This window comes from Metamycoplasma canadense (assembly GCF_000828855.1).
Taxonomy (GTDB): domain Bacteria; phylum Bacillota_I; class Bacilli_A; order Mycoplasmatales; family Metamycoplasmataceae; genus Metamycoplasma; species Metamycoplasma canadense.
Genome location: NZ_AP014631.1, coordinates 225,259 through 250,411, shown reverse-complemented (window position 1 = coordinate 250,411; position 25,153 = coordinate 225,259). Strand labels below are relative to the sequence as shown.

Below are 25,153 nucleotides of genomic sequence, written 5' to 3'. Positions count from 1 at the left end.
ATTTAAAACCTAAGTTCCTTATAAATACTTGGGTTTTTATTTTAAAATTTAAAATTTTTTTTATTTTTAATTCAATTCTATCAGAAAATAAACTATTATTTTTTTGTGCTTTGATTCTTATTTTATATTTGCCATATTGAAGATTTTTTTTGAATTAATATTGGAACAGTTTCAATATTATCTAAAAACATTTCCTTGCCAGTTACATCCTTCTAAGGTTCTAAATTAATACGGTATTCCATATCTAAATCAAGATTTTTTAAAACTACTTTACTAGAAGAAATTCTATCAAATTCAAATTCGAAATTATTATCATTTCTGTTATTTAAATAAAAAAAGTAACCTTTTTTAAATACACTTAATTTAACCTTATAATTACCAAATGAGTCAAAATTAGTTAAATAAATTAAATAACTGTTATTTGATTTTAGATATCTTTTAAAAAAAGCATTTTCTATTCAAATATTTTCTTTAGTTAATTCAATGCCACTATCAACATGGTACCACTCACCTTCAATTTCAACTAAATTCCAAAGATAGTATTCTTTGTAATAAATTCGAGTTATAAATCTTGATGGAATGTTAAGTTCATCCAAAAGCATTTTATAACCTTTAGCATATCCTGCACAAACACAAACTTTTTCAATCAATGAAGAACATGCTGGTTGATCAGAAACTAAATCATCTCTTTCTTTATAAACAACATTTTTAGACATTCATTCATAATCTTTTAAAGCCTTTTGAATATCAGAAAGATTATGCCAATTTTTTAAAATTTCTTTTGCTTGTAATCTAGCTTTAGTTATTTCTTCATCATTAATAATTTCAGTTTTTGATAAAACTCTTACAAGAGCTTTGAATAAATAACCTTTGTATTCAGCTTGAATTTCAAAGGTTTTATCATTTCCATCGTATTCTTTACCAATTACTTTATTATCATTAAAAATTTCTATTTTAACTTTTTCAGGTGTTGAATCTCTTAGTTTATAAACTTCGTCAGTAGGATAACTAGTTCTAATGTATCATTTAACATCTTTTATTTTTTTTATTATTTATTGAAGAAACTAATTCAAGTTGTTTACTATCTTTATTATCTCCTTTTAAAGTTACAAAATTTTCTTTAAGTCTAAAATTTGGATGTGAATAATAATTTGAAGAAAGTTCTTTAAATTCATCATTTTGTTGTGTAGGATAAAACGAAGGATTTACAGTTACTTTGGGAATTTCAACTTGATTATTTATTTTGTTATCAGGATTATTTTCACTGTTTTCTGGTGTTATTTTTTGAGAAGATAACTTTGAATCAACCAATGGTTTTTTCTTCTAGTTTATTTTCTGGTAATTTATTTTTAAGAAGAAGTGCTATTTTCTTTTATTCTTGGAAGCGATCATTTAAATCTTATAGCTAATATTCTAATAATCAATATCACACATGCCCCTACTGCTGTTGCAGCATATTTGTTATATGGATATATAATCGCAAATAATAAAACGCCAACTAGTGACGCTATAGCGTATATATCTTTTTGAAAAATTATTGGAATTCTGCCAGCAAAAATATCTCTTAATATTCCGCCGCCAACACCGGTTATTATCCCTACAAAAATAATCAAAAACAAATTGCTACTTTTAATTGCTTGAATAGCCCCTAAGATTGAAAAAACTGTTAAACCAACAGCATCAATAAAAGTATAAATTTTTTTTACAAGATTATTAATTCTACGTCTGTGAAAAATAAATATTATTAATGAAACTAATAAAGCTACAATAACATAAATTGGTTTTATAAATGCAATTGGGGGAAATTTACCTAGAACAATATCTCTAATTATTCCACCACCAACAGCAGTAGTTCCACCTAACATACAAACCCCAAACAAATCCATATTTTTACTAATTGCAACAATTGCTCCAGAAGCAGCAAAAGCAATAGTTCCAATAATTTCTAAAATTAAAATAATTGTACTTTCCATAAATTATTTTTTCTTACTGTCTAAAAAATTTATAATTGTTTGAATCATTGTTGTTGGACCTATAATTAAAGCTTCTTCATTGAAAATTACATTATTATTATGAACATCAAAAACTTCATTATTTTCGTTTGGGAATGGGCATGAAACAAAAAAATAACATGATTTTTTTAAACAACTAGCAATATGTGCATAATCTTCAGAAGCAAGTTCGGGTTCTGCAAATTTAACATCATATTTATTTTCAAGTGATTCTTTAGCTGATTTAAAAACTAATTTACTAATTGATGGTGTATTAAATAATGGTGGTACATCTGCTAAGATTTCAAAACTTATTTTTGCTTTAAAAGCTTTTGCAATATTATTAGCAATTTCCGGCAATCTTTTTTTAATATATTGAGCTGATTTAACAAAAAGAGTTCGAGCTGTACCTTCTAGAGTAACCTTAGATGGGATAACGTTTACACTACCTCCAAAAGTATTTAAATATCCTATTGACACAGACGCCGATTTATTAGAAGGCAATTCATGAGCTGCCATTATATTAAACGCTGAAATAATTTGTGAAGCAACAATTATTGGATCAACACCTTTATAAGGCATGCCACCATGCGCTCCTTTTCCTTCAATATCAATTTTAAAATTTAATGCTGAAGACAATACTTGTTCTTTTTGAATAATAATTCCAAGTTTTTTACCGCTAGGTCACATGTGTAATGCAAGTCCAAGATCAAAATTATTTTCTAATAATCCTTTTTCAATCATTAATTTTCCACCATTCAAAGTCTCCTCTGCTGGTTGAAATAAAAAAGTAATTTGGCCATTTAATTCTTTCTCATACTTTTTAAGAATTATTAGTGTAATCAAAAGTGATGTTGTATGAATATCATGTCCACATAAATGCGCGTTTGAATTTATTGATGAAAAAGGAAGGTTTGACTCCTCTTTTGCTTGAACTGCATCCATATCGGCTCTTAACAATATTTTTTTCCCACCTAGTTTATTTCCAATCGAACCAATAATTGCATATGTATCTTTTAAATTTGTATATTGAATATTATATTTATCTAAAACTTCTTTTATTATTTTAGTAGTTTTAGGTAATTCAAAACCAATTTCAGGGTTTTTGTGAATTTTTCTTCTAATTTCTTTTGCTTCTTCAAATAGTTGTCTAACTTGTTCTAAAAATGACATACCCCCACCTAACGTTAGTTATATAAATATTTTATATTTAAATTGTATTTAATAATTATTTTTAGTATTTAAAATTCTTCAATTGTACTTATATTGATCAAACATAAAAAAATAAGAAAATATTTTTTTGAAACGTTAACTATTTTTATACTACTTTTTGCCAAATTCAAAAAAAAAAAAAATAGGATAATTGATAAGATATTAAGTCAAAAAATAATTTTAGTTATTAAGAAACTATGAAAGGTAAATCAGTATATAAATGAGAAAAATAAAGAAATTTTTATTAACTTTTGGTTTTTTAGCACCTTTAACCACATTGCCAATAATATCAGCGGCTTGTGGTAATAAAAAAGAAGAAACTCCAAAAGAAAATGAAGAATTAAACAAACCTCAAAAACCTACAATTTCTGAACAAAAAACAAATGAAGCTAAAAACTTATATGAAGGTGTTCTAAACAGTGCAAATAGCTTTTTAGAAAATGATTTAAAAGATCCAAAATATTCTGAAATTAAAAAAACTTTTGATGAAGAAGTTTCTAAAGCTAAAAAAATAGTAGAAGAAGCTCAAACAGAAGAAAATTACACAAATGCAAAAGAAGCAATTGAAGCTGCTAAAACTAAAGCACAAAAAGCAGTTGAAGAAGCTAAAAAGCAAGAAAAAACAGCTGAAGCTAAAAAACAATATGATGCTTCAGAAAAAGAAGCAAATGAACTTCTAGAATTATTGAAAGATAATAAATTTGCTCAAATTAAAACTGAATTAGAAAAAGTATTAAATGAAGCAAAAGAAGCTTTAAAAACTGAAGCTAGTTTAGAAAAATACACTGAGTTTAAACAAAAAATTGAAGCTGCTAAAAATAAAGCTAATGAAGAAAAAGAAAAAATAGAAAAAAGTAAAAAAACAGCTGAAACACCACAAGATGGATCATCAACCGCACCAAATCCTACCACTCCAAAACAAAATTCAGATACTGCTGCTGAAGGGCTAAAAAATAAAAAAGAAAAAGCGAAAGAAGAATTGGAAAAATTCACTTACTTATTAGAACAAGAAAAAAACGATTATAATATTCAAATTCAAAAAGCTACTAAAATAAATGAAATAGATCAAATTATTAAAAATGCTAAAGTAGAATTAGAATTAACTGATTTCAGAATTGATAGTGAAAAATATTTTTGAATTGAATTAAAAACAAGTAAAGAAACATTTGAAAAAATAAAAAATAAAAGATTATCATTTGAATTAAAAAAAGATAATATTTTTTGTACAGAAAATGCAGCAAGTTTTAATAATCAACAAAAACCATATGATCCTCCTTTTTATTTACCTAGATTAACAAAAATTGAAGGTAATTACGTAAAATTTTCAATTTCTTCTGAACAAAAATATGGAATTAATGACAATGAAAAGGGTAAATATATTGTAAACTCTGTTTGATTAGGTAATGATAAAAATAAAACAAATCTATTAAATGCAAAAAATAACTTAGAAGTTGAAATTAAATAGTTATAAAAGCAAACAATTAAAAATAAGTTCAACAAAACAAGCTTGAACTTATTTTATTTAATTTTATTTTTTTCTTTACCCTATGTTTTTTGTTTTTTGTTAATTAATTATTCATATAATTAAAATACATATTAGTTGCTTTTTTACAAATAAATTTTTAAGAAATTTAATAGATTTTTTATTATTTTTATTTCATTTTTTTCTATTTATTATTGAATTTACTAAAAAATTTTAAAATCAGAAATTTTATAATTTATTCTTTAATGATTAAAAATTGTAAATTGATATAAGAACATTATTTTTTTACATCTTAAAAAGTTAATGAAAAATAATTTTTAGTTGAAATTCATAATTTTTATACTACTTTTTGCCAAATTCAAAAAAAAAAAAAAAGGAATAATTAAAAAGATAGAAAGTCAAAAATTAGATTTTAATTATCAAAAAACTATGAAAGGTAAATTAGTATATATAAATGAAAAAACTAAAGAAATTTTTATTAACTTTTGGTTTTTTAGCCCCTTTAACCACATTACCAATAATATCGGCAGCATGTGATAATAAAAAAGAAGAAACTCCAAAAGAAGATGAAGAACTAAACAAAATAAAAAGCGAACATTCTGCATTAAAAACTAAAATTGATACATTAATTTCTTCAATATCAGAAAAAGAAAAAAGTAAAAAAGATTTACAAAAACTTTTAGATGATACTACTAAAAAAATTGCAGATTTAGAAAAACAAATAAACAAACTTGAACAAAAATCTCAAGGTAAAAATGAAAAACCTTTAGGAGATGAGCCTATCGTTTCTCCTCAAGATCCAACAATTTCTGAAGAAAAAACTGAAGAAGCTAAAAACTCATATGAAGGTGTTCAAAATGATGCAAATAGCTTTTCAAGTAGTGATTTAAGTGATCCAAAATATTCTGAAATTAAACAAACTTTTGATAAAGAAGTTGAAGAAGCTAAAAAAATATTAGAAGAAGCTCAAACAGAAGAAAATTACAAAAAAGCAAAAGAAGCTATTGAAGCTGCTAAAACTAAAGCACAAAAAGCAGTTGAAGAAGCTAAAATAAAAGAAAAAACTGAAGAAGCTAAAAACTCATATGAAGGTGTTCAAAATGATGCAAATAGCTTTTCAAGTAGTGATTTAAGTGATCCAAAATATTCTGAAATTAAACAAACTTTTGATAAAGAAGTTGAAGAAGCTAAAAAAATATTAGAAGAAGCTCAAACAGAAGAAAATTATAAAAAAGCAAAAGAAGCTATTGAAGCTGCTAAAACTAAAGCACAAAAAGCAGTTGAAGAAGCTAAAATAAAAGAAAAAACTGAAGAAGCTAAAAACTCATATGAAGGTGTTCAAAATGATGCAAATAGCTTTTCAAGTAGTGATTTAAGTGATCCAAAATATTCTGAAATTAAACAAACTTTTGATAAAGAAGTTGAAGAAGCTAAAAAAATATTAGAAGAAGCTCAAACAGAAGAAAATTATAAAAAAGCAAAAGAAGCTATTGAAGCTGCTAAAACTAAAGCACAAAAAGCAGTTGAAGAAGCTAAAATAAAAGAAAAAACTGAAGAAGCTAAAAACTCATATGAAGGTGTTCAAAATGATGCAAATAGCTTTTCAAGTAGTGATTTAAGTGATCCAAAATATTCTGAAATTAAACAAACTTTCGATAAAGAAGTTGAAGAAGCTAAAAAATTATTAGAAGAAGCCCAAACAGAAGAAAATTATAAAAAAGCAAAAGAAGCTATTGAAGCTGCTAAAACTAAAGCACAAGATAATCTTCTAAAAGAAAAAGTTAAATCCTTAAAAATAAATGATTTGCAATTTGATACTTACGGAGGCAATAGAGCTATTTATTTTGAAATTACAGGCGATAAAGAAATTATTAATTTTTTTACAAGCGATAAAAAAAGTAGTGGAGTAATTATTCATAATTCAGCAAATACTGAAAAACCGCAAGATACAATTTATTTTGATAGAGAACCAAATCTTTTTACCATCGAAGAATCTAAAATTATAATTCATGCAAATTTATCACATAAACCAAATCTAAACTATTCAATTAGTAAAATTCAATTATTTAAAAACGATAAAAAATACGATCTTAATCTAGATGGTAAGACTTTAAAATTTAATACATCAGATGACCAAAATAAGTATCCTACAAAAGATGCTGAATAAAAATCTAAATCATTTATGCAAACCAAAAATTAAAAATAAATAAGTTCAAGTGTGATTTCTCCTCTTGAACTTATTTATTTTTATGTATAAAATTTTTAAAAAATGTTGCTTTATTTATTTAATTGCTTTTTTTCTTTTGAAGATAAAATCATTTCAAAATGCATAATTTCATTATTTTTACTTTTCTTTTTTTCAATTAAAAGCAAGATCATTTTATGAACGAAATAAATTGGAATTAATATAAGTGGTAAACATAAACCATAAGCTATTAATATAGGCGAAGAATAAAAGTTATTATAACCTTTAAAAACATTTGCTATTGGTTTGATAAAAGCAACTAGTAATAAAAATGTTAATGAAAAAATTACAGATGCATAAACTTTTCAATAATAAAATGGATTTGATAAAATAACTGATTTTTTAGACATTAAATTAATTGAATTAAATGTAGCAGTAATTCCTAATACTAAAAATGCAATTGTTGAAGCAGCTCTAATTATTTCTTCTCCGGTTCCGTTATTATTTTTTATATATAAAGCGCCAAGATAATATCCAACCATTGAAATAATTCCAATTAAAATCCCTTGTCAAAGAGTATTTCAACCCATAGATTTTGCAAATATTGATTCATATTTTGAAATTGGACGTTTATTCATATAATTTTCTTTAGAATTTTGAAGCCCTAGGGCAATTGCAGGAAAACCATGAGTGAATAAATTAATTCATAAAAGTTGTGTTGCTGATAAAATATAAATTTCTTGATCTTTTAATTCATTTCAATTTTTAAAAATCAATTTAAAAATTATTAAACCTAAAAAAACTAAAATAACTTCTGCAATTGATGTAATTAATAAATTTTGAATAACATTTTTAATTTTTTGATAAATTGAACGACCATTTTTAACAGCAGAAACAATTGTTGAAAAATTATCATCAGATAAAATTATATTAGCAGCCTGTTTTGAGGCTTCAGTTCCAGTTATCCCCATCGCACAACCAATGTCAGATGCTTTTAAAGCTGGTGCATCATTAACACCATCACCAGTCATGGCGACAACTTGTTTTCTTTTTTGCCATGCATTAACAATTCTAAGTTTATCTTCTGGCTTAACACGAGCATAAACAGAATATTTATCAATATTTTTTGCTAAATCTTCATCAGAGATTAAATCTAGGTCAACTCCTGTAATTGCTAAATCACCATCATCGTAAATTTTCAAACTTTTAGCTATAGCAATTGCTGTATTAATATTATCTCCTGTAATCATAACAGTTTTAATACCAGCTTTTTTACAAATTTCAACTGCTTCTTTAACTTCCTCACGAGGAGGGTCGATCATTGCTACAAGACCATCGAAATTTAAATTATTTTCTAAAAAATTGAGTTTATATTCGTTATTATTTTTCAATAATAAATTAAATTCATCATTTGTAATCTCCTTTGAAGCAATAGCTAAAACTCTGTATGCATTATTTGCTCAAGAATTATTAATTTCTAAAATTTTGTCTTTTTTATCCAAATTTAAATTAACTCTATTGATCAAAACATCAGGAGCTCCTTTAACAATAACAATTATTTTATTATTAATTTTGTTAATAGAAGTCATTAGCTTACGATCAGAATCAAAAGGTAAAACAAATAATCTTTCGTATTTAGAAACTAGCTCATTTTTTGTTTTATGTTGCGAATATTTTTCTAATTCATATAAAAATGAAACCTCAGTTGGATCCCCAACAGGTTTATATTCATTATCTTCATAACTTAAATTAGCTTCAGAACATAAAGAACCATATTCGATTAATTTCAAAAATTCATTATCTATTTTTGAATAAGAAAAGATCTTATTTGTATTTGAATACATATCAATAATTGTCATCTTATTTTGTGTCAATGTACCAGTTTTATCAGAACATATAACTGCACAACTTCCTAATGATTCGACTGCCATTAAATCTTTTACAATCGCTTTTTTCTTAGCCATTCTTTGTACACCAATAGCTAAAATTATTGATGTAAATGCTATTAAGCCTTCAGGGATTGCTGCTACTGCTAAAGACACACCATTGACAATCACAGTGCTTCAAAAATGTTGTTCTTTAAAATTTTGTGAATTTGGTATAGCGAATAAAATTTGCATCACCATACTACCTAAAAATAAAGCAATACCAACATAACCAAAAATCTTACCTAATTTATTAATTTTAATTTGTAATGGACTCATTGCATCTTTTTGTTGAGTAACAAGAGATGAAATTTTTCCTAATTCAGTTTGTTGCCCAATAGCTGTTACGACATAATAAGCTGTTCCTGTAGCAACAACAGAAGATGAATAAACCATAAATTTTCTATCAGCTAATGGCAATGATAAATCTCTTTTTGCTAAATAATCTTTTGATGATGGTTCGCTTTCGCCAGTTAATGATGATTCAATAGCAGATAAATTAGAAGAGAAAACTAAATAACCATCACTAGGAATAACATCACCAGCCTCAACCATAACAATGTCACCAATAGTTATTTCTTTTGAATCTATTGAAATTAATTCACCATTTCGCACAACTTTGGCTTGTAGAGGATTTAGTTTACTTAAGGCATCAACGGCCTTAGCGCTTTTAATCTCCTGGATAGCTCCAATCAATGAATTAGATAAAACAACAAATAAAATAATTGATGGTTCAACAAATTCAACTATTAATGTTGTATTAAAAACTCAATTAGCTCTCGAAGCGCTTATAAAAGCAAAAATATAAGAAAGTAAAGCTGCAAACATTAAAATAATTACTAAAACATCCTTAAATTGAGATAAATAGGCTAAAAATGGATTTATTTTTTTAGCTTTTTTTAATTCATTTAATCCATATTTTTTTTGCCGGTTTTCAACCTCTTGGTTGTCTAATCCTTTTTTAATTGAAGTTTCTAAAAACTCATTCGGAATTTCAGGATATTTTTCAATCTTATTTTTTTTCATATCTTAAATTTAACCCTTTATTTTTAATAAAATTTTATTGCTAATATTTATTAAAAAATTTTACATTATTTAAATTTTATTTTAATTAAACAAAAAGCAATCAAAAGATTGCTTAAAAAATTTTTATTACATTTTATTAGGAATTTCTAAATCCATTAATTTCATTGCATCAGCTAAAACATTTTTTACAGCCTTAACTAAAGCAGCATAACTTTCTTCATTTTTAGAATCTAAAACTTTTATGTTTGAATAAAACGAATTAAATGCACTAGCTAATTTCAATAAATAAGGTGGCAATAAATTGACTTTATATGTTTTAGAAATTGTTGCAATTAAATCTGGATATTCTTTTAATTCAGCAACTATTTTTTGAGAAAATTCATCATTTAATTCTGTTGCTTTTGGATTTTCATAATTTAATTTTTCAAGTAATTGAACACAACGAGCGTGAGCGTATTTAATAATGTACATTGAATTAGTTTCATCAGCGCTTGTTACTTTTTTGATATCAAAATCAATCTTTGAATTGTATGATCTTTCGATTAAAAAGAATCTAATTGCATCTTTTCCAACCTCTGACATTAATTCTCTTAACGTTAGTGAAGTTCCTAAACGTTTAGACATTTTAATTTCTTTGCCATCTTTCATAATTCTAATAAGTTGGAATAAAATTACTTCAATTTGATCTCTACGATAACCTAAATCTTCGAAAGCAAATTTTACACGTTCAACATATCCTGAATGATCAGCGCCTCAAACGTCAATAATGACACCGTTTTGAGGATCATTTAATTGTCTAAATTTTTGTTCATGGTAAGCAATATCTGCACATAAATATGTTGAATCACCATTTCCTTTAATGATAACTCTGTCTTTGTCGTCTTTCCCACCTTTGGTAGTTTGCAATCAGGTTGCACCATCTTTAACATAAGTAGTTTTTAATCTTCTTATTGCTGGTCAAACTAAATCTTTTTCATATTGTTCTTTTTCAGATGTATATAAATCAAATCAAACACCGAATTTTTTCAAGTCTTCTTCAATATTTTTTAAAGCATTGCTTCTTCCAAATTCTCTAAAAAACATTTCAATTTCTGGTGTATATTCAACATCTTTATACTTATCCTTATATTGTTTATAAAACTCATCTGCAAATTCAACAATATCTCCACCACGATATGCATCTTCTGGTAGTTCGTAATTTTTATTAAAAATTTGTTGGTATCTTGAATAAATTGAGATAGCTAATTTATTCATTTGATTTCCATAGTCATTAACTAAATATTCCCTAATAACTGTATGTCCGGCTTTTTCTAAAATATTTGATAATGTTGCACCGATAGCTGCATTTCTAGCGTGCCCAATATGTAAATAACCTGTTGGATTTGCTGAAACAAATTCAACATTTATTTTTCCTTTTCCTTCTTTTAATCCATTTCCATAATTTGAGCCAAGTTCATTAATCAAATTAACGGTATCAGCCAAAACTGAATTTGAAACCCAAAAATTAATAAATCCAGGATCAGCAACCTTAATTTCACTAATCTCTTTATATTTATTTAAATCAATATTTCTAACAATTTCTTGTGCGATTTCTGTTGCTTTTCTTCCTAATTGTTTTTGTAATGTTAAGGCAATATTTGTTGAATAATCTCCGTAATTTTTTGCCTCTGTTAATACAACTTCTTTAGAAATTTTTAATTTTTCTAAAGATTCTTGAATTGAACTTATAATAATTTCTTTTGCCGTTTTCATAATTTAATATTATATTATAAATTATATTTTTTAGTATATAATGATTGGGATATGAAAAAATACTATTTATGTGGACCAACTGTTTACAACTACCCACACATTGGAAATTTAAGATCAACTGTAACATTTGACATTATGATTCGCGCACAAAGATATTTAGGTGAAGAAATTTTTTATCTAAACAATATAACAGATATTGATGATAAAATTATAAAAAAAGCTATTCAGGAAAATAAAACAGAATTTGAAATATCTAAAAAATATGAAGAGTACTATTTGGATTTATTTAGAATTTTTAACTTAGAACTTCCTAATAAAATTGTCAGAGTTACCGATTCGTTAAATGATATGTATGAATATATTCAAGAAATGTTAGATAAAAAAGTTGCATATCAAGTTAGAGGAAATGTTTTTTTTGATGTCTTGAAATTTAAAGATGTTTATGGAAGTATTAGCAAACAAAAAATTGACAACTTAATTTCTGAAGAAAATAATGATTTCGGCAAAAGAAATAAATTCGATTTTACACTTTGAAAAGATACAACTAACGGGATAAAATTTAAAAGTCCATTTGGCGATGGAAGACCTGGTTGACATACTGAATGTAGTTGTTTTATTTCAAAATATTTTAATGGTGAAACAATAGACATACATGGGGGTGGAATTGATTTAATATTCCCTCATCATGAAAATGAAAATATTCAACATTATTCAATATACAACAAACCTATTTCAAAAAAATGATTACATTTTGGAACATTAAATTACAAAAATCAAAAAATGTCAAAATCGATTGGAAATATTATTTTTCCTCATGATTTTTTAAGGAAATATGATACTGATACATATAAACTTTTAATGTTAACTACTAATTATGCTAAACCAATAAACTTAACCGATGAACTCCTAGAATCAAACCAAGCACTTATCAATAAATTTAAACTATTAAATAATCAAGTCCAACTAAAAAACATTAATGATAATGTTGATTCAAAAAAAATCACAGAAGTAATTAAATATATTGCAAACTTAAATTTTTCATCAGCCTATAAAGAAATTATTCAACTATCAAAAAATGAAATAAACTTTAAAACATTTTTAAAAATTATGGCAATTTTAGGTTTTAGTTTTCCTAAAATTAAATTAACTGATAAAGATAAAAAAGATTACCAACAATGACAATCTTTATTAAAAGATAAAAAATTTAATGAAGCTGATTTACTAAGAGATATTTTAAAAGAAAGAAAAATAATATAATGAAAAATTTTATCTATGGTAAGAATTCAGTTTTAGAAGCTATTGAAAATAATTATCCAATTAATAAAGTTTATTTATTAAATGGACTTGAAAATAAGAAAATAAAGTTTAATAACATAACTTATTTATCAATGAATGAAATGAATAAACTAATTAAAGGTAATCATCAAGGATACATTGCGGAAATTAGTTCTTTCCAATATTATGACATTGGTAGCATAAAAAAAGATAAACCAGAAATTGTTTTAATTTTAGATCACATCCAGGATCCACAAAATTTAGGGGCAATTATAAGATCTGCCAATGTGTTTGGCGTTAATCATATAATAATTCCAAAAGATAGAGCTGTCGATGTTACTCCAACTGTTCTAAAAACTTCTTCTGGTGGATTTAAAAATATTAAAGTAATTAAAGTATCTAGTCTTTTTGATGCTATTGAATTTCTGAAAAAAAATGATTTTTGAATATATGCTACATCCCTAAATAATAAAGCTAAAAAAATATCAAACATAAAATTTTCATTACCTACTGCTTTAATAATGGGAAACGAAGGTACTGGAGTTTCAAAAACATTACTAAAACAAGCAGATGAAATAGTTTATATTGAACAAAATAAGAATTCAGTTCAATCATTAAATGTTTCAGTTGCAACTGGTATTTGTTTGTATGAAGTTAATAAACAAATAAATAGTCGAGACTAATTGGTCTCGACTTTTTATTATATAAATTTAAAATTAGTTTAAAGTAACTTTTGTACCGATTTTTTCAGCAATAATGTCTTCTAAATCTTTTAAATCACCGATGAATGCAGCTTTTCCGCCTTCTTCAACGAATTTAATAGCAGCTTGTACTTTTGGTAACATACTACCTGGAGCAAATTGTTTTTCTTCGATGTATTTTTCTAATTCAACTTTAGTTACATGTTTTAAATCTTTTTGATCTGGTTTTCCAAAGTTTACCTTAACATAATCAACTGCTGTTAAAACGATGAAATAATCAGCATTTGTTAAAGCAGCCATTTTAGCTAAAGCAAAATCTTTGTCAATAACGCCATCAACACCGTTAATAAATCCGTTTTCATCTTTAACTGTTGGGATACCGCCACCACCACCAACGATAACAGTAGCACCAGAATTAATAGCATTTTTCATTTGATTAATTCCCACAAAGTTAATTGGTTTTGGTGAAGCAACAACTTTTCTAAAACCACGTCCCGCATCTTCAACTATTACACTATTTGGGTTAGCTAATTCAGCTTCTTCTTTTGTTGCAAAGAATGGACCAATTGGTTTTGTTGGGTTTAAAAATGCAGGATCTTTAGGATCAACTAATGTTTGAGTTAAAAGATATAAAACTTCTTTTTGTTCTATTCCTTCTTCCTTAAAAGCATTAGTAATTGCATTAACCATATGATAACCAATGTAACCTTGTGACATAGCACCAGCTTCAGGTAATGGAACTAATGGTGATTTTGAATTAACTGAAGCAGCGCTAACAAATCCGTTAAAAATCATTCCTACTTGTGGACCATTTCCATGTCCAACAATAACTTCATGTCCAGCTTTAACTAATTCAGCAATTTTTTTAGCTGGAATTTTAACTAATTCTTTTTGTTCGGCAGGATTATTGCCTAATGCATTCCCGCCTAAAGCTATAACAATTCTACTCATATTAGTATCCTAATGTTGCTAAAATTACAGCTTTAATTGTGTGCATACGGTTTCCAGCTTGTTGAATTGATTTGTTGTATTTTGATTGGAAAACTTCATCAGTAACTTCCATTGCACCAGTTGCAACAACAGGGTATTTTGCACCTAATTTTTCTTTAATTTCTGCTGAGAATAAAGTTTTATCATCATGGAATGCTGGTAAACAGTGTAAGAAAATAACACTTTCTTTTGCTGCTTTCATCATGTCCATATCAACTTGGAATGAACCTAATTCTTGAATACGAGATTCAAATAATTCAAATGGTTCACCTAATGATACTCACACGTCTGTGTAAATTGCATCTGCGTCTTTAGCAGCTTCTAATTTATTATCTGAGAATGATACTGATCCGCCGTTACGTTCAAATAATTTTTGAACAGCTTCATAAACTGCTTTATGGTCTGGTCCATTTTTAACAATTTCTCATTGTGCTTTTGGTCCACATAAAACAATATGAACACCAAAGAATGCAGCACCAATCATTAATGAACGAGCAACGTTGTTTTTAATATCTCCAGCAAAAACAATTTTCTTGCCTCTTAGATCTCCAACAAATTCTTTAAATGTTAAATAATCAGCTAACATTTGTGTTGGGTGTTCAGCATCTGTTAAACCATTTCATACTGGAACACCTGAATATTTTGCTAAAGCTTCAACATCTGATTGTTTGAATCCACGGAATTCAATACCATCATACATTTGGCCTAAAACCATAGCTGTATCTTCAACTGATTCTTTTTTACCAAAGTTTGAACCTGTTGGTCCGATGTATGTACAGCTTGCTCCTAAATCAGCAGCGGCAACTTCGAATGCACAACGTGTTCTTGTTGAATCTTTTTGGAACATAATAACAATATTTGAGCCTGTTAAAGGACGGTTGTTTATATGTAATCCTTGCATTTTAGCTTTCTTTAATTCTAAAGAAAGTTCTAAAAGGTAGTTAATTTCATCGGTTGTAAAATTTAGAGCTGTATCTAAACTACGACCTTTTAAATTCATTGGCATATAATAAAATCTCCTATTTTATTTTTAATTTATATAAGTATTTTTTTAGATAGACTTTTATAATTTTGTGAGTATTTATTAAATCATATTTTAGATAATAAAACTCGATAATATTATAACAATTTTTATCTTTTTTTATTTTTTTGATGCTTTTATATTTATTTTAAATATAAAAAAATTTATTAAAAAGACTAAGAGAACTTCACTTAGTCTTAAAAAATATTTTTATTTTATTTTTTTATTTTTTAGATATTTCTTTTACTTTTTTATTCAATTTCTTTAATTGGTCTAAAATTTGCTCATCAATTGTTGGTTTTATTTCTTCAACAATTTCTTCTTCTATCGGCATTTTTTTAGCCTTTTGATATTCTATTCAATGTTTAATTAAATAAAATAGAAATAGTGATATAAAAACAAATGCAGATACAATTGCAAATTGAATTAAAGCTGCTAAAAATTTACCAATTAGTATTGTTCCACCAATTTTTAATTCTTCAACACTTGCTTTTCCAAACATTTTTGAAATTGATGCCATAATAACATCATTTGCAAGAGATGAAACAACAGCTCCAAATGAAGCACCTAACAATAAACCAATCGCCAACATAAAAATGTTGCCACGTTTTAATACTGATTTTGCTTCAGAAAAAGACTTTTTAAAATATTTTTTCTTCTCAACAAGTTCTTTTTTTGTCATAAAAACCCCATTTAATTAAAAATTAATTAAACAAATACTCTTTTTTTGGAAATAATTGCTATATTACCAAATATTGATAAAACCCATAATGGTGAAACTATTATAGCAACTAATATTAATGCTTTACCAGCTGCTTGTGATTTTCAACTCGCTATTGACAATATAACAATATCAAAAATATTAGCTAAACCTAATAATATTAAAGAAACAATAATAAAAATTAAATTTTTTATATTTTCTCGAAGATGGGCAATAAGCTTTACAAAATATTCTGTATCTTCTTTTTTATCATTAGCGCCACCGCTTTTTATATATAAAATTGCATTATCAAGCAAGGATTTAAATGATATATTTTTTTCCCCCACCTGAGAAATAAACTCCTTAATTGAATTTACAATATTATAAATTGCAATCGATAACAAAACAATCAACACAGCTTTTATAATTAAATTAACAATAGAAAGCTTTCTTTCGAATGTCATGTAAACTCCTAAATTTTAAATTTTTTAGTAACAAATTTATAACAATAATTATAATAGTTTGTTAAAATAATAACAAATAATGCTGCTATTTTTCATTTATTTAATAATACTTAGGAGGAATATATGAAACCAACGAAAATTTTTGGTTTAGGTGGAATGCAAGAAATAGGTAAAAGTAGTCTTGTTATTGAATATGATAAGCAAATTTTTATAATTGATACTGGAATTAAATTCTGCGATATTTATGCAACAGGAGTTAATGGTTCAATTCCTGATTTTAGTTATCTTGTTGAAAATCAAGATAAAATTGAAGGATTATTTATAACACACGGTCACGAAGATCATATTGGCGGAGTTCCTTATTTAGTTCAACAGGTTAATGTTAAAAAAATCTTTGCACCTAGAATAGCAATACAATATCTAAAATTAAAATTTGCAGATATGAAAATTAAACCCAATGTAGAATTCATTGAAATTCACAAAGACTTAGTTGCTAATTTTGGAGAATGTTCAGTTGATTGATGAACCGCACAGCATTCAATTCCTGATGCTTTCGGAGTCAGAATCAAAACACCAAATGGTAATTTAATGATGACTGGTGACTTTAGATTTGATTACACCCCAATAGGTAATTTAACTGACTTTTCAAAACTTAAAAAAATTGGCGATGAAGGTTTAGATGTTTTATTTTCAGATTCAACAAATGCAATGCGTCCAAATCATTCACCATCAGAAAGTGATATTCTAAAGGATATTAAAAAATATATGCTTGAGGCTGAAAAGAAAATTATTGTTACTGCATTCGCATCAAACCTAACAAGAATTAAAGCTATTATTGAATTAGGAGCTCAAATTGGAAAAAAAGTTATCGCATTTGGTAGATCAATGATTGACAATATTGATATTGGTCGAAGACTAGGATATATTAATGCTGCTGATGAAGTTTTTATTGATAAAAAAAGTCTTTCAAAATATAACGACAATGAACTTCTTATTCTAACAACTGGATCGCAAGGTGAAGAAATGGCGGGCCTTGCGAAAATGTCCTATGATAAACATCCAAATATAAGTATTAAACCAAGGGATACTATTATTTTTTCATCAAGTCCAATTCCTGGAAATAGATCTAAATGTGAACTTTTAGTTAACAGACTTTACAAGCTTGGTGCAATTATTAGAGAAAATGGTATTGATGGTTATTTGCATACTTCAGGACATGCTTATAAAGATGAACATAAAAAAATATTTGAATTAACAAAACCAAAATATTTTATGCCTTATCATGGTGAATACCGTATGAGTGTTGTTCATGGATACACTGGTGTTGAAACTGGTGTAAAACCGAATAATATAATAATTGCTAAGTTAGGAGATGTTTATTACTTAGAAAATCACAAAATCTCCCTATCAAATGAAAAAGTTTACTTCGGACCAGTTTTTATTGATGGAAATATATTATCTAAAAGTAACTCTCAAATTATAAAAGAAAGAATGGAACTAGGACAAAACGGGTTTATTCATGTTATCATTGCAATTAATAAAGAAAAGAATCTTATTTTAGGTAAACCAAGAATTGTTTCACGTGGCGCTTTTTATGTTAAAAATTCATTACACCTAATTGAAGAAGCTAAAAGATTAGTCCATGGTGCTATTTTATATACAATAAAAAACGAAAAAGATTGAACAATACCTAAATTAAAGCAATTAATAATTGATCGTTTAAATCCATTTTTTTACAAGAACAAAAGAAGAAATGTTGTGATTATACCAACTATACTATTAACTGAAAACATTGAAGTAAATGAAGAAATTGATGAAGAAAATAAATTAAAAAAAGATTCTAATAAAAAAAAGTCAATTAAACAAAGTGTAAAAACTGAAAAATTAAAAGAAGAAGTTAAAACTAAACGTATTACAAAAAAAAATACAAAAACTAATAATCAAAATAATGATAAAAAATCTGTTGAAACTAAATAACAGATTTTTTATTTTAATTTTTAAGATAATCCAACATCATTTTAATAATTAAAATAACTCAATTTTCATCAGTATTATTTAAAAAATATTCAAAATTCTTATTTAGTCAATAAAGAGTTTTAAGAAGTATAACGTCTTTATTATTATTTGAATGTTCGCTGCATAAAAAGCCACCTTTATAAAATTCAAAATCAATAATATTATCTTTATTAGAACACTCACAACAATGTAGAAAAATTGGTTGTAAACCTAATACTTTTAAAATATTTAAAAGAAAAAAACAAAAACTATGTTTTGGTTTATCTAAAACATTTTTTAAAAACAATTGATAATTTTCAAAAAAATCCTCAAGCTTAACATTATTTAATCTTGATAAAAAAAATAAAACTGTATCATAAATTTCTTGCAACATTTCACTATTTGGAAAATATGATATTAAAGAAGCTTTTTTTAATGTGTTATTGTTATTAATTTTCTTTGATTTAATAATTTCTAAATTACTCAATCCCAAAATTGGTAGATTTCTTTTATTTTTAGATTCAACTTTATAAAGTCCTTTCGCATATAAAAAATTTATACCATTTGGCATCAATACTTTTACTAATGAAAAATTATTATATTCTTTAATATCCAAAATAATTGCTAAACTTTCAAATTCCTTATTTTCCATAATAACATAATAATTTTACTTTTAAAAATAAAAAAGCCTTAAAAGGCTTTAAAAATTTATACTTTATTTTTTGGATTAATTTTAACTGTTTCAAGATTATCATTTTTAATTTTTTTAATTATATCTTCCCTTATGTTACCATTAAAACCATCTGAGTAAGTAGAATGACCTTCCATTAAACTTATTCCATTTGTATATGTATTATATGTTGAATCTTGAGTAAATAAATAATTGATTCCAATTAAATTAAATGAAGAATCAATTGCCATCGAACCTGAAGAGCCGAAAGTTAAAGCATTAAAACGTTTTTCATAAGGAATATGTGTATAAAGTTGTGAATGTTGTGTTAAAACTCACTTTGGCATTCCATGTTCATTCTTAATAAATGGTTCTGTGTATTTTTTTCAATTTTCATTGTGTGAATTTCAATCTTTATTTTCATTCTCTTTATATCTTACTCACAACGGTTTATAATTATCTTCATCAATCACGCGCGTTTGAGCATTTATTATTCCACCAATTGATTTGTTATATTTAAACTCAAGAGAATTCTGAGGTTCAAAATTATCATTTATTGTAGCTGGATATCCACCATAAAATTGTGTTTTAATAGGACTAAATAATTCATTTTTTCCAACTCCTATATACCAATTTTTTTCTTCAGGTGTTCCGATTCTTCATTCTAAATCGGGTAAGATATTTTTTAAATTTTGTTTATGAATTTTTAAACGTAGTAAAACAAAATCAGCACCTGCATTTTTTGTTGCTCTGTGTCTAGTTTCTTTATTATATTCTTCTAAAAATTTAGGACCTACTGTAATATTTTTTGCAAAAATACCGGTTGCTTTATATCTCGGAGTGTAGTATGGTGCATCTAAATATTGTGAATATGCATTAAATGTAGGAAAATAATTTCCTGATCCTCTTGTAAAAACAGGGATGTTATTTTTCGTAGGATAGGTAAATTCACCTCTAGTACCGGTAAAATTTACTAATGATCTATTATTGCTTAATATTATTTTTCCACTTGAATCAACATTGTACGATGCGATCGGATCTCAAAAACCAGCATTCCATTCTTTTTCTCTAGAATTATTAGAATTTTTTTCAAAATAAATAGATTTGTCAAAAACACTTTGTAAACTAAAAACATGAATATTTGTTGCAATTAATAATTCATATTGATCTTTCTTTTCTAATTCAGGATTAATAATTCTGTCCATTACTCACATTGTTCCTGAATTAATTTCAGCTTTTAAACCATTTTGTTTAGAAAAAAATGGATCAATTTTTCATCCAACTGTACCTTTAGTAACTGTAAAACTACGATCATAAATATATTTTATAAAATCAAAATTTTTCTTTAGACTAGGTATTTCTTGCGCACTTATATTTAAATAATGTTTATTATTATTTTTGTCAAATATTAAAAGTTCAAAAGTCCCTTTTTCATCATCAAAATTACTTTTTACCTCTTTTATATTTTTTAATGCAAAAATTTTTTCAATAGATTCAAAATCCATATAATGAAGTAATTGGCTTAAATTTGAAGGTAAAAAACCAAATGGATTTTGCTTTATTAAATTTTCGAGTACATTTGTTGATATTGAAATTTGATTAGTATCATATCTTTCATTATTTTGAAAATTAGATAAATATTTTTGAATTATCATTCCGTCTGTAGAAATAGAATCATTATAAAATGCTATTTTTTCTTCGTCTGTTTTTCCATAATTCCCATACACACCGACGTTTTTTGTATATTTCCAAAACTCTTTTACTTTATCTGGATTATAACCTGAACGATAATCAATTGCTTGGCCATTATTTCCATGATATAAGAAATTATTAATGTCTTCAAGTCCTTTTTTATAAGATTGAGTTTGTTTTATTATTTCATAAGGTGTTTTGCTTTTTAAAAATTCATATGACAAAAAATGTGAATCTGCATTTTTGATATTAAATTCTATTTTTTCAACTTGATCTTTTATTTTTTTATCAATTTGATTATCCAATTTTTTTTGGTTGCTATCTTTATTTATTTCATTATTTAAATTATTATTTTGTTTATTTTGATCTTTTAATGTTTGATCATTTTTATCATCTACAACAGGAGGTGTAATTTCAATTGGTTTTGGTTGTTCGTTATCTTTATTATTAATATTATTATTTATTTCATTATTTAAATTATTATTTTTATCTTCAGGAGTTTTTTGAGGAGCAATTGGTGATGTTCCATCAGGTGATTGATCTTTTTCTTTATTTTCTTCACTGATTTTTTTATTTAATTTAATATTATCATTCGAGCATGAAATTGATATAACTGGCAACCCAATTAAAAAGGAACTAATTAAAAATAACTTAAATTTCTTTTTCATAATAATCTCCAAATTTGAATTTTATTTGATTTAACATTATCATTTTTTTAAAAATATTTATAAAAATAAATAAAAAAAGCAACGACCTATTTTCCCGTTTGGTATCGTCGGCACAGAAGGTCTTAACTGCTGAGTTCGGAATGGAATCAGGTGGGCCCCTTCGTTATGGTTGCTATGGTATTATTATATACTAAAATAAAAAAATTTTTTATTTTTTTAAATAAAAAAAATCAACTTTTACTAAAAAATAGTATAAATGTTGATTTACTTTATTTAGCATTTTTCATCGAACGCATAACTTGTCTAATTTGCGCTTCTGAAGCTTTACGACCCATTTGTTGGAACATAACTCTTATCATTTTTTCATTAACAGGTGGATTTTCTTTTAATTGTTTTTCAAATTTTTTCTTAACAATAAATACTCCAATAATTGCACCTATAAAACCAAATAATATTGGTAGAATAACTAATAAAACAATTCCTCATGTTGGCATCTTCTTACACCTTCTTTCTTACAATTCTTTTTACGATTAATAAAATAATAATAGGTAAAACTAGTGAAACTAATACACTAATAAAAAAGACTTTTGATCAATATTTATGTGCATTTGATCTTTCTTTTGCTAATTCATTATAGTTCATAACTTCATTGCCAAAGAACATTTGAATATCAACCATTCTTTTTTTACGGCTAATACTTCCAATAATAAACAAAACTAACACACCAAGAATTATACAGCATAATACATAAACTATTAAGTCGGGGTTCGAAAATGAACTATGAATTCATTTATTAAAATCTAAAGCACCCCATTTTTTATCCTTTAAACCTCAAAAAGTTAAAGTGAACAAACCCAAATAAAATATAATTGCTACAACTAATCAAGTTCTTCTAACTTGTTTACGCATAAGCTTTTCATATAAATTAATTACAAAAGGTGGTGTAAAACTTATTCCTTGATTAATTTGTTCTCTATAATATTCCACTGACCTTCTAATACCATTTAACTCAATTGCATCAAATATCAATGCTATAAATGATAAAACTCCTAAAATTGATGGAATAATATATCAACCTCAAACAATTTTAGTTTGCCCATCTTTTAAAAATTTTTGAAATAAACTAGGAGCAAAAGCAAAAAGTAAACTTGTTGTTAAAGATACAAAAAATATTGTTATAAAAAATAAAATATTAAACTTTTTTATTCTTTTTTCAGCGACGAATACTTTAAAGATTCCGTTAGGTATTACACCATAAGGGTCAAGAGTTTTTTTGACATTTGAAGGCAATGATTTTGTTTTTATCTCTAAATTTTCCATATTATTTGTTTCATCTCTCTTAATGGAAAATTTTTTATTATCCTCTTTTTCACCTGAGATAATTGGTTTAATATCCATTTTAAAGCCCTCCCTATTTATTTTTTATTATTCGTATCTGTTTTTAAAATAGCTAAAAATGCTTCCTGAGGAACTTCAACACTACCTATTTGTTTCATTCTCTTCTTGCCTTCTTTTTGTTTTTTAAGAAGTTTTTGACGTCTTGTAACATCCCCACCATAAAGTTTGGCAGTAACATCTTTACGATAAGCTTTAATTGTTTCTCTGGCTATAATTTTACCACCAATTGCTGCTTGAATTGGAATTTCAAAATTTTTTCTCGGCACCACTTCTTTTAATTTTTCAGCTAATTCACGACTTTTAGAATAAGCAAAATCACGGTGTGTTATTAAAGCTAAAGCATCAATTTTTTCGCCGTTTAATAAGATATCAACTTTAACTAAATCACTCTCTTTTAATCCGATGTGTTCATAATCAAATGAAGCATAACCTTTTGAATAACTTTTCATTAAATCAAAAAAATCAAAAATTGTTTCATTCAATGGAAGTTCATAGATTAAACGACGACGTTTATCATCTAAATACTCTATGTCAATATATTTACCACGTTTAGATTGACATAATTCCATAATTGGTCCAATATATTCTTCAGTTAACATAATTGAAGCTTTAATATACGGCTCTTCAATTGTTTTAATAAGACTTCTATCCGGAAATAAGGATGGATTAGTTATATATTCAACTTCTCCATTTGTTAATGTTATAACAAATTCAACAGACGGTGCTGTAGCAAGAATATCAAGATTAAATTCTCTTTCAAGTCTTTCTTGTAATACATCCATATGTAATAAGCCTAGAAAACCAATTCTAAAACCAAAACCCAATGCCTTTGATGTTTCAGGTTCTCAAACGATTGATGAATCTGATAAGCTTATTTTTTCAAGTGCATCTTTTAGAGCGTTGTAATCTCTTGTATCAATTGGATAAAATCCGGTGTAAACAACTGGTTTCATTTTTTTATATCCTGGTAAAGGATAAAAGGCTTGATTATTTAATAATGTTATTGTATCTCCAACTGCAACATCTTTCACATCACGAATAGAAGCAGCAATCCAACCGACTTCACCAGCAGATAATTTTTCTTTTTTCTCTTCATTCGGGTTTTTAACACCTAATTCAGTAACTGAATAAGTCTTTTTTGTTTGCATAAAATAGATATTATCGCCAACCTTGATTTCACCGTTAAATATTCTTGTATAAATAACTACTCCACGATAATTATCAAAATAGCTATCAAAAATTAAACCTTGTAATGGTTTTGAAATATCAGCTTCTTTAGGACAAGGAATTCTTTTAATAATAGCATCAATAACTTTATCAATATTAATTCCAGTCTTAGCTGAAATTAATATTGCATCCGAAGCATCAATACCAATTATATTTTCTATTTCTTTTTTTACTCTTTCAGGATCAGCGCTGACTAAATCAACTTTGTTAATAACCGGAATAATTTCAAGGTTATTTTCAATAGCTAAATAAACATTAGCTAATGTTTGAGCTTGAATTCCTTGCGTTGCATCAACTAATAAAATTGCGCCTTCGCAAGCCGCTAAACTTCTACTTACTTCATAAGTAAAATCAACATGTCCTGGGGTATCAATTAAATGAAAAATATAATCTTTATATTTAATTTGCACAGCATTTAATTTAATCGTTATTCCACGTTCTTGTTCTAAATCCATTGAATCTAAAATCTGCGGTTTTGATTCACGCATGCTAATTGTATTAGTAAATTCTAAAATCCTATCAGCAAGAGTACTTTTACCATGATCAATATGTGCAATAATTGCAAAATTTCTAATTTTTGAGTTTGTCATATTTTTATATATTATATATAAAAAAATAATAAAAATTCATAACTATACATTGTATGAGTTATAAAAATTTTTTAAAATTAATGATTTAAACTATAAAAATATGAAACTCACGAAAAAAAGAAATTTTAATTTTTATTTTAAAAAGATTATTAAGTTAAAAAATAAGCTTAATTTAAAATGAAAACTTT

Annotated in this window: 20 protein-coding genes and 1 rRNA gene; 5 read left to right on the top strand and 16 right to left on the bottom strand. The window is 25.9% G+C overall.

Features of this window, described 5'->3' with window-relative positions; all coding sequences use genetic code 4:
• Positions 1–212: 212 nt before the first annotated feature.
• The 4 genes from MCAN360_RS05220 to MCAN360_RS05215 all read right to left on the bottom strand — a co-directional run bounded on the left by MCAN360_RS05220 (position 213) and on the right by MCAN360_RS05215 (position 3,164).
• Complete coding sequence (locus MCAN360_RS05220) at positions 213–716, bottom strand: transglutaminase domain-containing protein (RefSeq protein ID WP_045433571.1); 504 nt, start codon at positions 714–716, stop codon at positions 213–215.
• Between the two features lie 310 nt (positions 717–1,026).
• The gene (locus MCAN360_RS01025; RefSeq protein WP_045433568.1) at positions 1,027–1,311 is read right to left on the bottom strand and encodes a hypothetical protein; all 285 of its coding nucleotides are present in this window, start codon (positions 1,309–1,311) and stop codon (positions 1,027–1,029) included.
• A 38-nt stretch (positions 1,312–1,349) separates the two neighbouring features.
• A complete protein-coding gene (locus MCAN360_RS01020; protein ID WP_045433566.1) occupies positions 1,350–1,973 on the bottom strand; it encodes a trimeric intracellular cation channel family protein in 624 nt (207 codons plus the stop codon).
• A gap of 3 nt (positions 1,974–1,976) precedes the next feature.
• A complete protein-coding gene (locus tag MCAN360_RS05215) occupies positions 1,977–3,164 on the bottom strand; it encodes a M20 metallopeptidase family protein (RefSeq protein ID WP_045433563.1) in 1,188 nt (395 codons plus the stop codon).
• A gap of 259 nt (positions 3,165–3,423) precedes the next feature.
• Here MCAN360_RS05215 and MCAN360_RS01010 point away from each other — a divergent pair, with 259 nt between their 5' ends.
• Together MCAN360_RS01010 and MCAN360_RS02975 are read left to right on the top strand one after the other, a co-directional pair.
• Positions 3,424–4,668, top strand: a complete 1,245-nt coding sequence (locus tag MCAN360_RS01010; RefSeq protein WP_045433560.1) for a variable surface lipoprotein — start codon at positions 3,424–3,426, stop codon at positions 4,666–4,668.
• A 472-nt stretch (positions 4,669–5,140) separates the two neighbouring features.
• Positions 5,141–6,853 (top strand): variable surface lipoprotein, encoded by a 1,713-nt coding sequence (locus tag MCAN360_RS02975; protein WP_045433557.1) that lies wholly within the window; start codon positions 5,141–5,143, stop codon positions 6,851–6,853.
• Between the two features lie 110 nt (positions 6,854–6,963).
• Here the strand turns inward: MCAN360_RS02975 and MCAN360_RS01000 are convergent, their stop codons facing one another.
• Both MCAN360_RS01000 and argS read right to left on the bottom strand, forming a co-directional pair.
• Positions 6,964–9,822, bottom strand: coding sequence for a cation-translocating P-type ATPase (locus tag MCAN360_RS01000; protein WP_052461468.1), 2,859 nt, complete (start codon positions 9,820–9,822; stop codon positions 6,964–6,966).
• 126 nt (positions 9,823–9,948) lie between these two features.
• Positions 9,949–11,574 carry an arginine--tRNA ligase gene (argS, locus tag MCAN360_RS05210; RefSeq protein ID WP_045433554.1) on the bottom strand — a complete coding sequence of 542 codons (1,626 nt, stop codon included), beginning with the start codon at positions 11,572–11,574 and terminating at the stop codon, positions 9,949–9,951.
• Between the two features lie 51 nt (positions 11,575–11,625).
• Between argS and cysS the strand changes: the two genes are divergently transcribed.
• Together cysS and rlmB are read left to right on the top strand one after the other, a co-directional pair.
• The gene (gene cysS, locus MCAN360_RS00990; RefSeq protein ID WP_045433551.1) at positions 11,626–12,831 is read left to right on the top strand and encodes a cysteine--tRNA ligase; all 1,206 of its coding nucleotides are present in this window, start codon (positions 11,626–11,628) and stop codon (positions 12,829–12,831) included.
• Positions 12,831–13,532: a 23S rRNA (guanosine(2251)-2'-O)-methyltransferase RlmB gene (gene rlmB, locus MCAN360_RS00985; protein ID WP_045433548.1), complete on the top strand. Its 702-nt coding sequence runs from the start codon at positions 12,831–12,833 to the stop codon at positions 13,530–13,532. Before cysS ends, rlmB begins: the two co-directional genes overlap by 1 nt.
• A gap of 33 nt (positions 13,533–13,565) precedes the next feature.
• Here the strand turns inward: rlmB and arcC are convergent, their stop codons facing one another.
• The 4 genes from arcC to MCAN360_RS00965 all read right to left on the bottom strand — a co-directional run bounded on the left by arcC (position 13,566) and on the right by MCAN360_RS00965 (position 16,725).
• Positions 13,566–14,501, bottom strand: coding sequence for a carbamate kinase (gene arcC / locus MCAN360_RS00980; RefSeq protein WP_045433546.1), 936 nt, complete (start codon positions 14,499–14,501; stop codon positions 13,566–13,568).
• Between the two features lies 1 nt (position 14,502).
• Positions 14,503–15,546, bottom strand: a complete 1,044-nt coding sequence (gene argF, locus MCAN360_RS00975; protein WP_045433543.1) for an ornithine carbamoyltransferase — start codon at positions 15,544–15,546, stop codon at positions 14,503–14,505.
• 238 nt (positions 15,547–15,784) lie between these two features.
• Positions 15,785–16,243 carry a large conductance mechanosensitive channel protein MscL gene (locus tag MCAN360_RS05205; RefSeq protein ID WP_045433540.1) on the bottom strand — a complete coding sequence of 153 codons (459 nt, stop codon included), beginning with the start codon at positions 16,241–16,243 and terminating at the stop codon, positions 15,785–15,787.
• A 26-nt stretch (positions 16,244–16,269) separates the two neighbouring features.
• Entirely contained in the window at positions 16,270–16,725 is a 456-nt protein-coding gene (locus MCAN360_RS00965; protein WP_045433537.1) for a hypothetical protein, read from the bottom strand.
• 123 nt (positions 16,726–16,848) lie between these two features.
• Between MCAN360_RS00965 and MCAN360_RS00960 the strand changes: the two genes are divergently transcribed.
• Entirely contained in the window at positions 16,849–18,702 is a 1,854-nt protein-coding gene (locus MCAN360_RS00960; protein ID WP_045433534.1) for a ribonuclease J, read from the top strand.
• A 13-nt stretch (positions 18,703–18,715) separates the two neighbouring features.
• On the opposite strand, the gene MCAN360_RS05200 is transcribed toward MCAN360_RS00960, so the two are convergent.
• The 6 genes from MCAN360_RS05200 to lepA all read right to left on the bottom strand — a co-directional run bounded on the left by MCAN360_RS05200 (position 18,716) and on the right by lepA (position 24,965).
• On the bottom strand, positions 18,716–19,372 hold the full coding sequence (locus MCAN360_RS05200; RefSeq protein WP_045433531.1) for a DNA repair protein RecO C-terminal domain-containing protein: 657 nt from the start codon (positions 19,370–19,372) through the stop codon (positions 18,716–18,718).
• Positions 19,373–19,428: 56 nt separating this feature from the next.
• The gene (locus MCAN360_RS05195) at positions 19,429–21,750 is read right to left on the bottom strand and encodes an MAG2960 family serine endopeptidase lipoprotein (protein ID WP_102032219.1); all 2,322 of its coding nucleotides are present in this window, start codon (positions 21,748–21,750) and stop codon (positions 19,429–19,431) included.
• A gap of 73 nt (positions 21,751–21,823) precedes the next feature.
• Positions 21,824–21,927 (bottom strand): 5S ribosomal RNA (gene rrf, locus MCAN360_RS00945).
• A gap of 92 nt (positions 21,928–22,019) precedes the next feature.
• On the bottom strand, positions 22,020–22,244 hold the full coding sequence (locus tag MCAN360_RS00940) for a YneF family protein (RefSeq protein ID WP_045433529.1): 225 nt from the start codon (positions 22,242–22,244) through the stop codon (positions 22,020–22,022).
• A 4-nt stretch (positions 22,245–22,248) separates the two neighbouring features.
• Entirely contained in the window at positions 22,249–23,148 is a 900-nt protein-coding gene (locus MCAN360_RS05190) for an MSC_0882 family membrane protein (protein WP_045433526.1), read from the bottom strand.
• A gap of 17 nt (positions 23,149–23,165) precedes the next feature.
• On the bottom strand, positions 23,166–24,965 hold the full coding sequence (gene lepA / locus MCAN360_RS00930) for a translation elongation factor 4 (protein WP_045433523.1): 1,800 nt from the start codon (positions 24,963–24,965) through the stop codon (positions 23,166–23,168).
• Between the last annotated feature and the right edge of the window lie 188 nt (positions 24,966–25,153).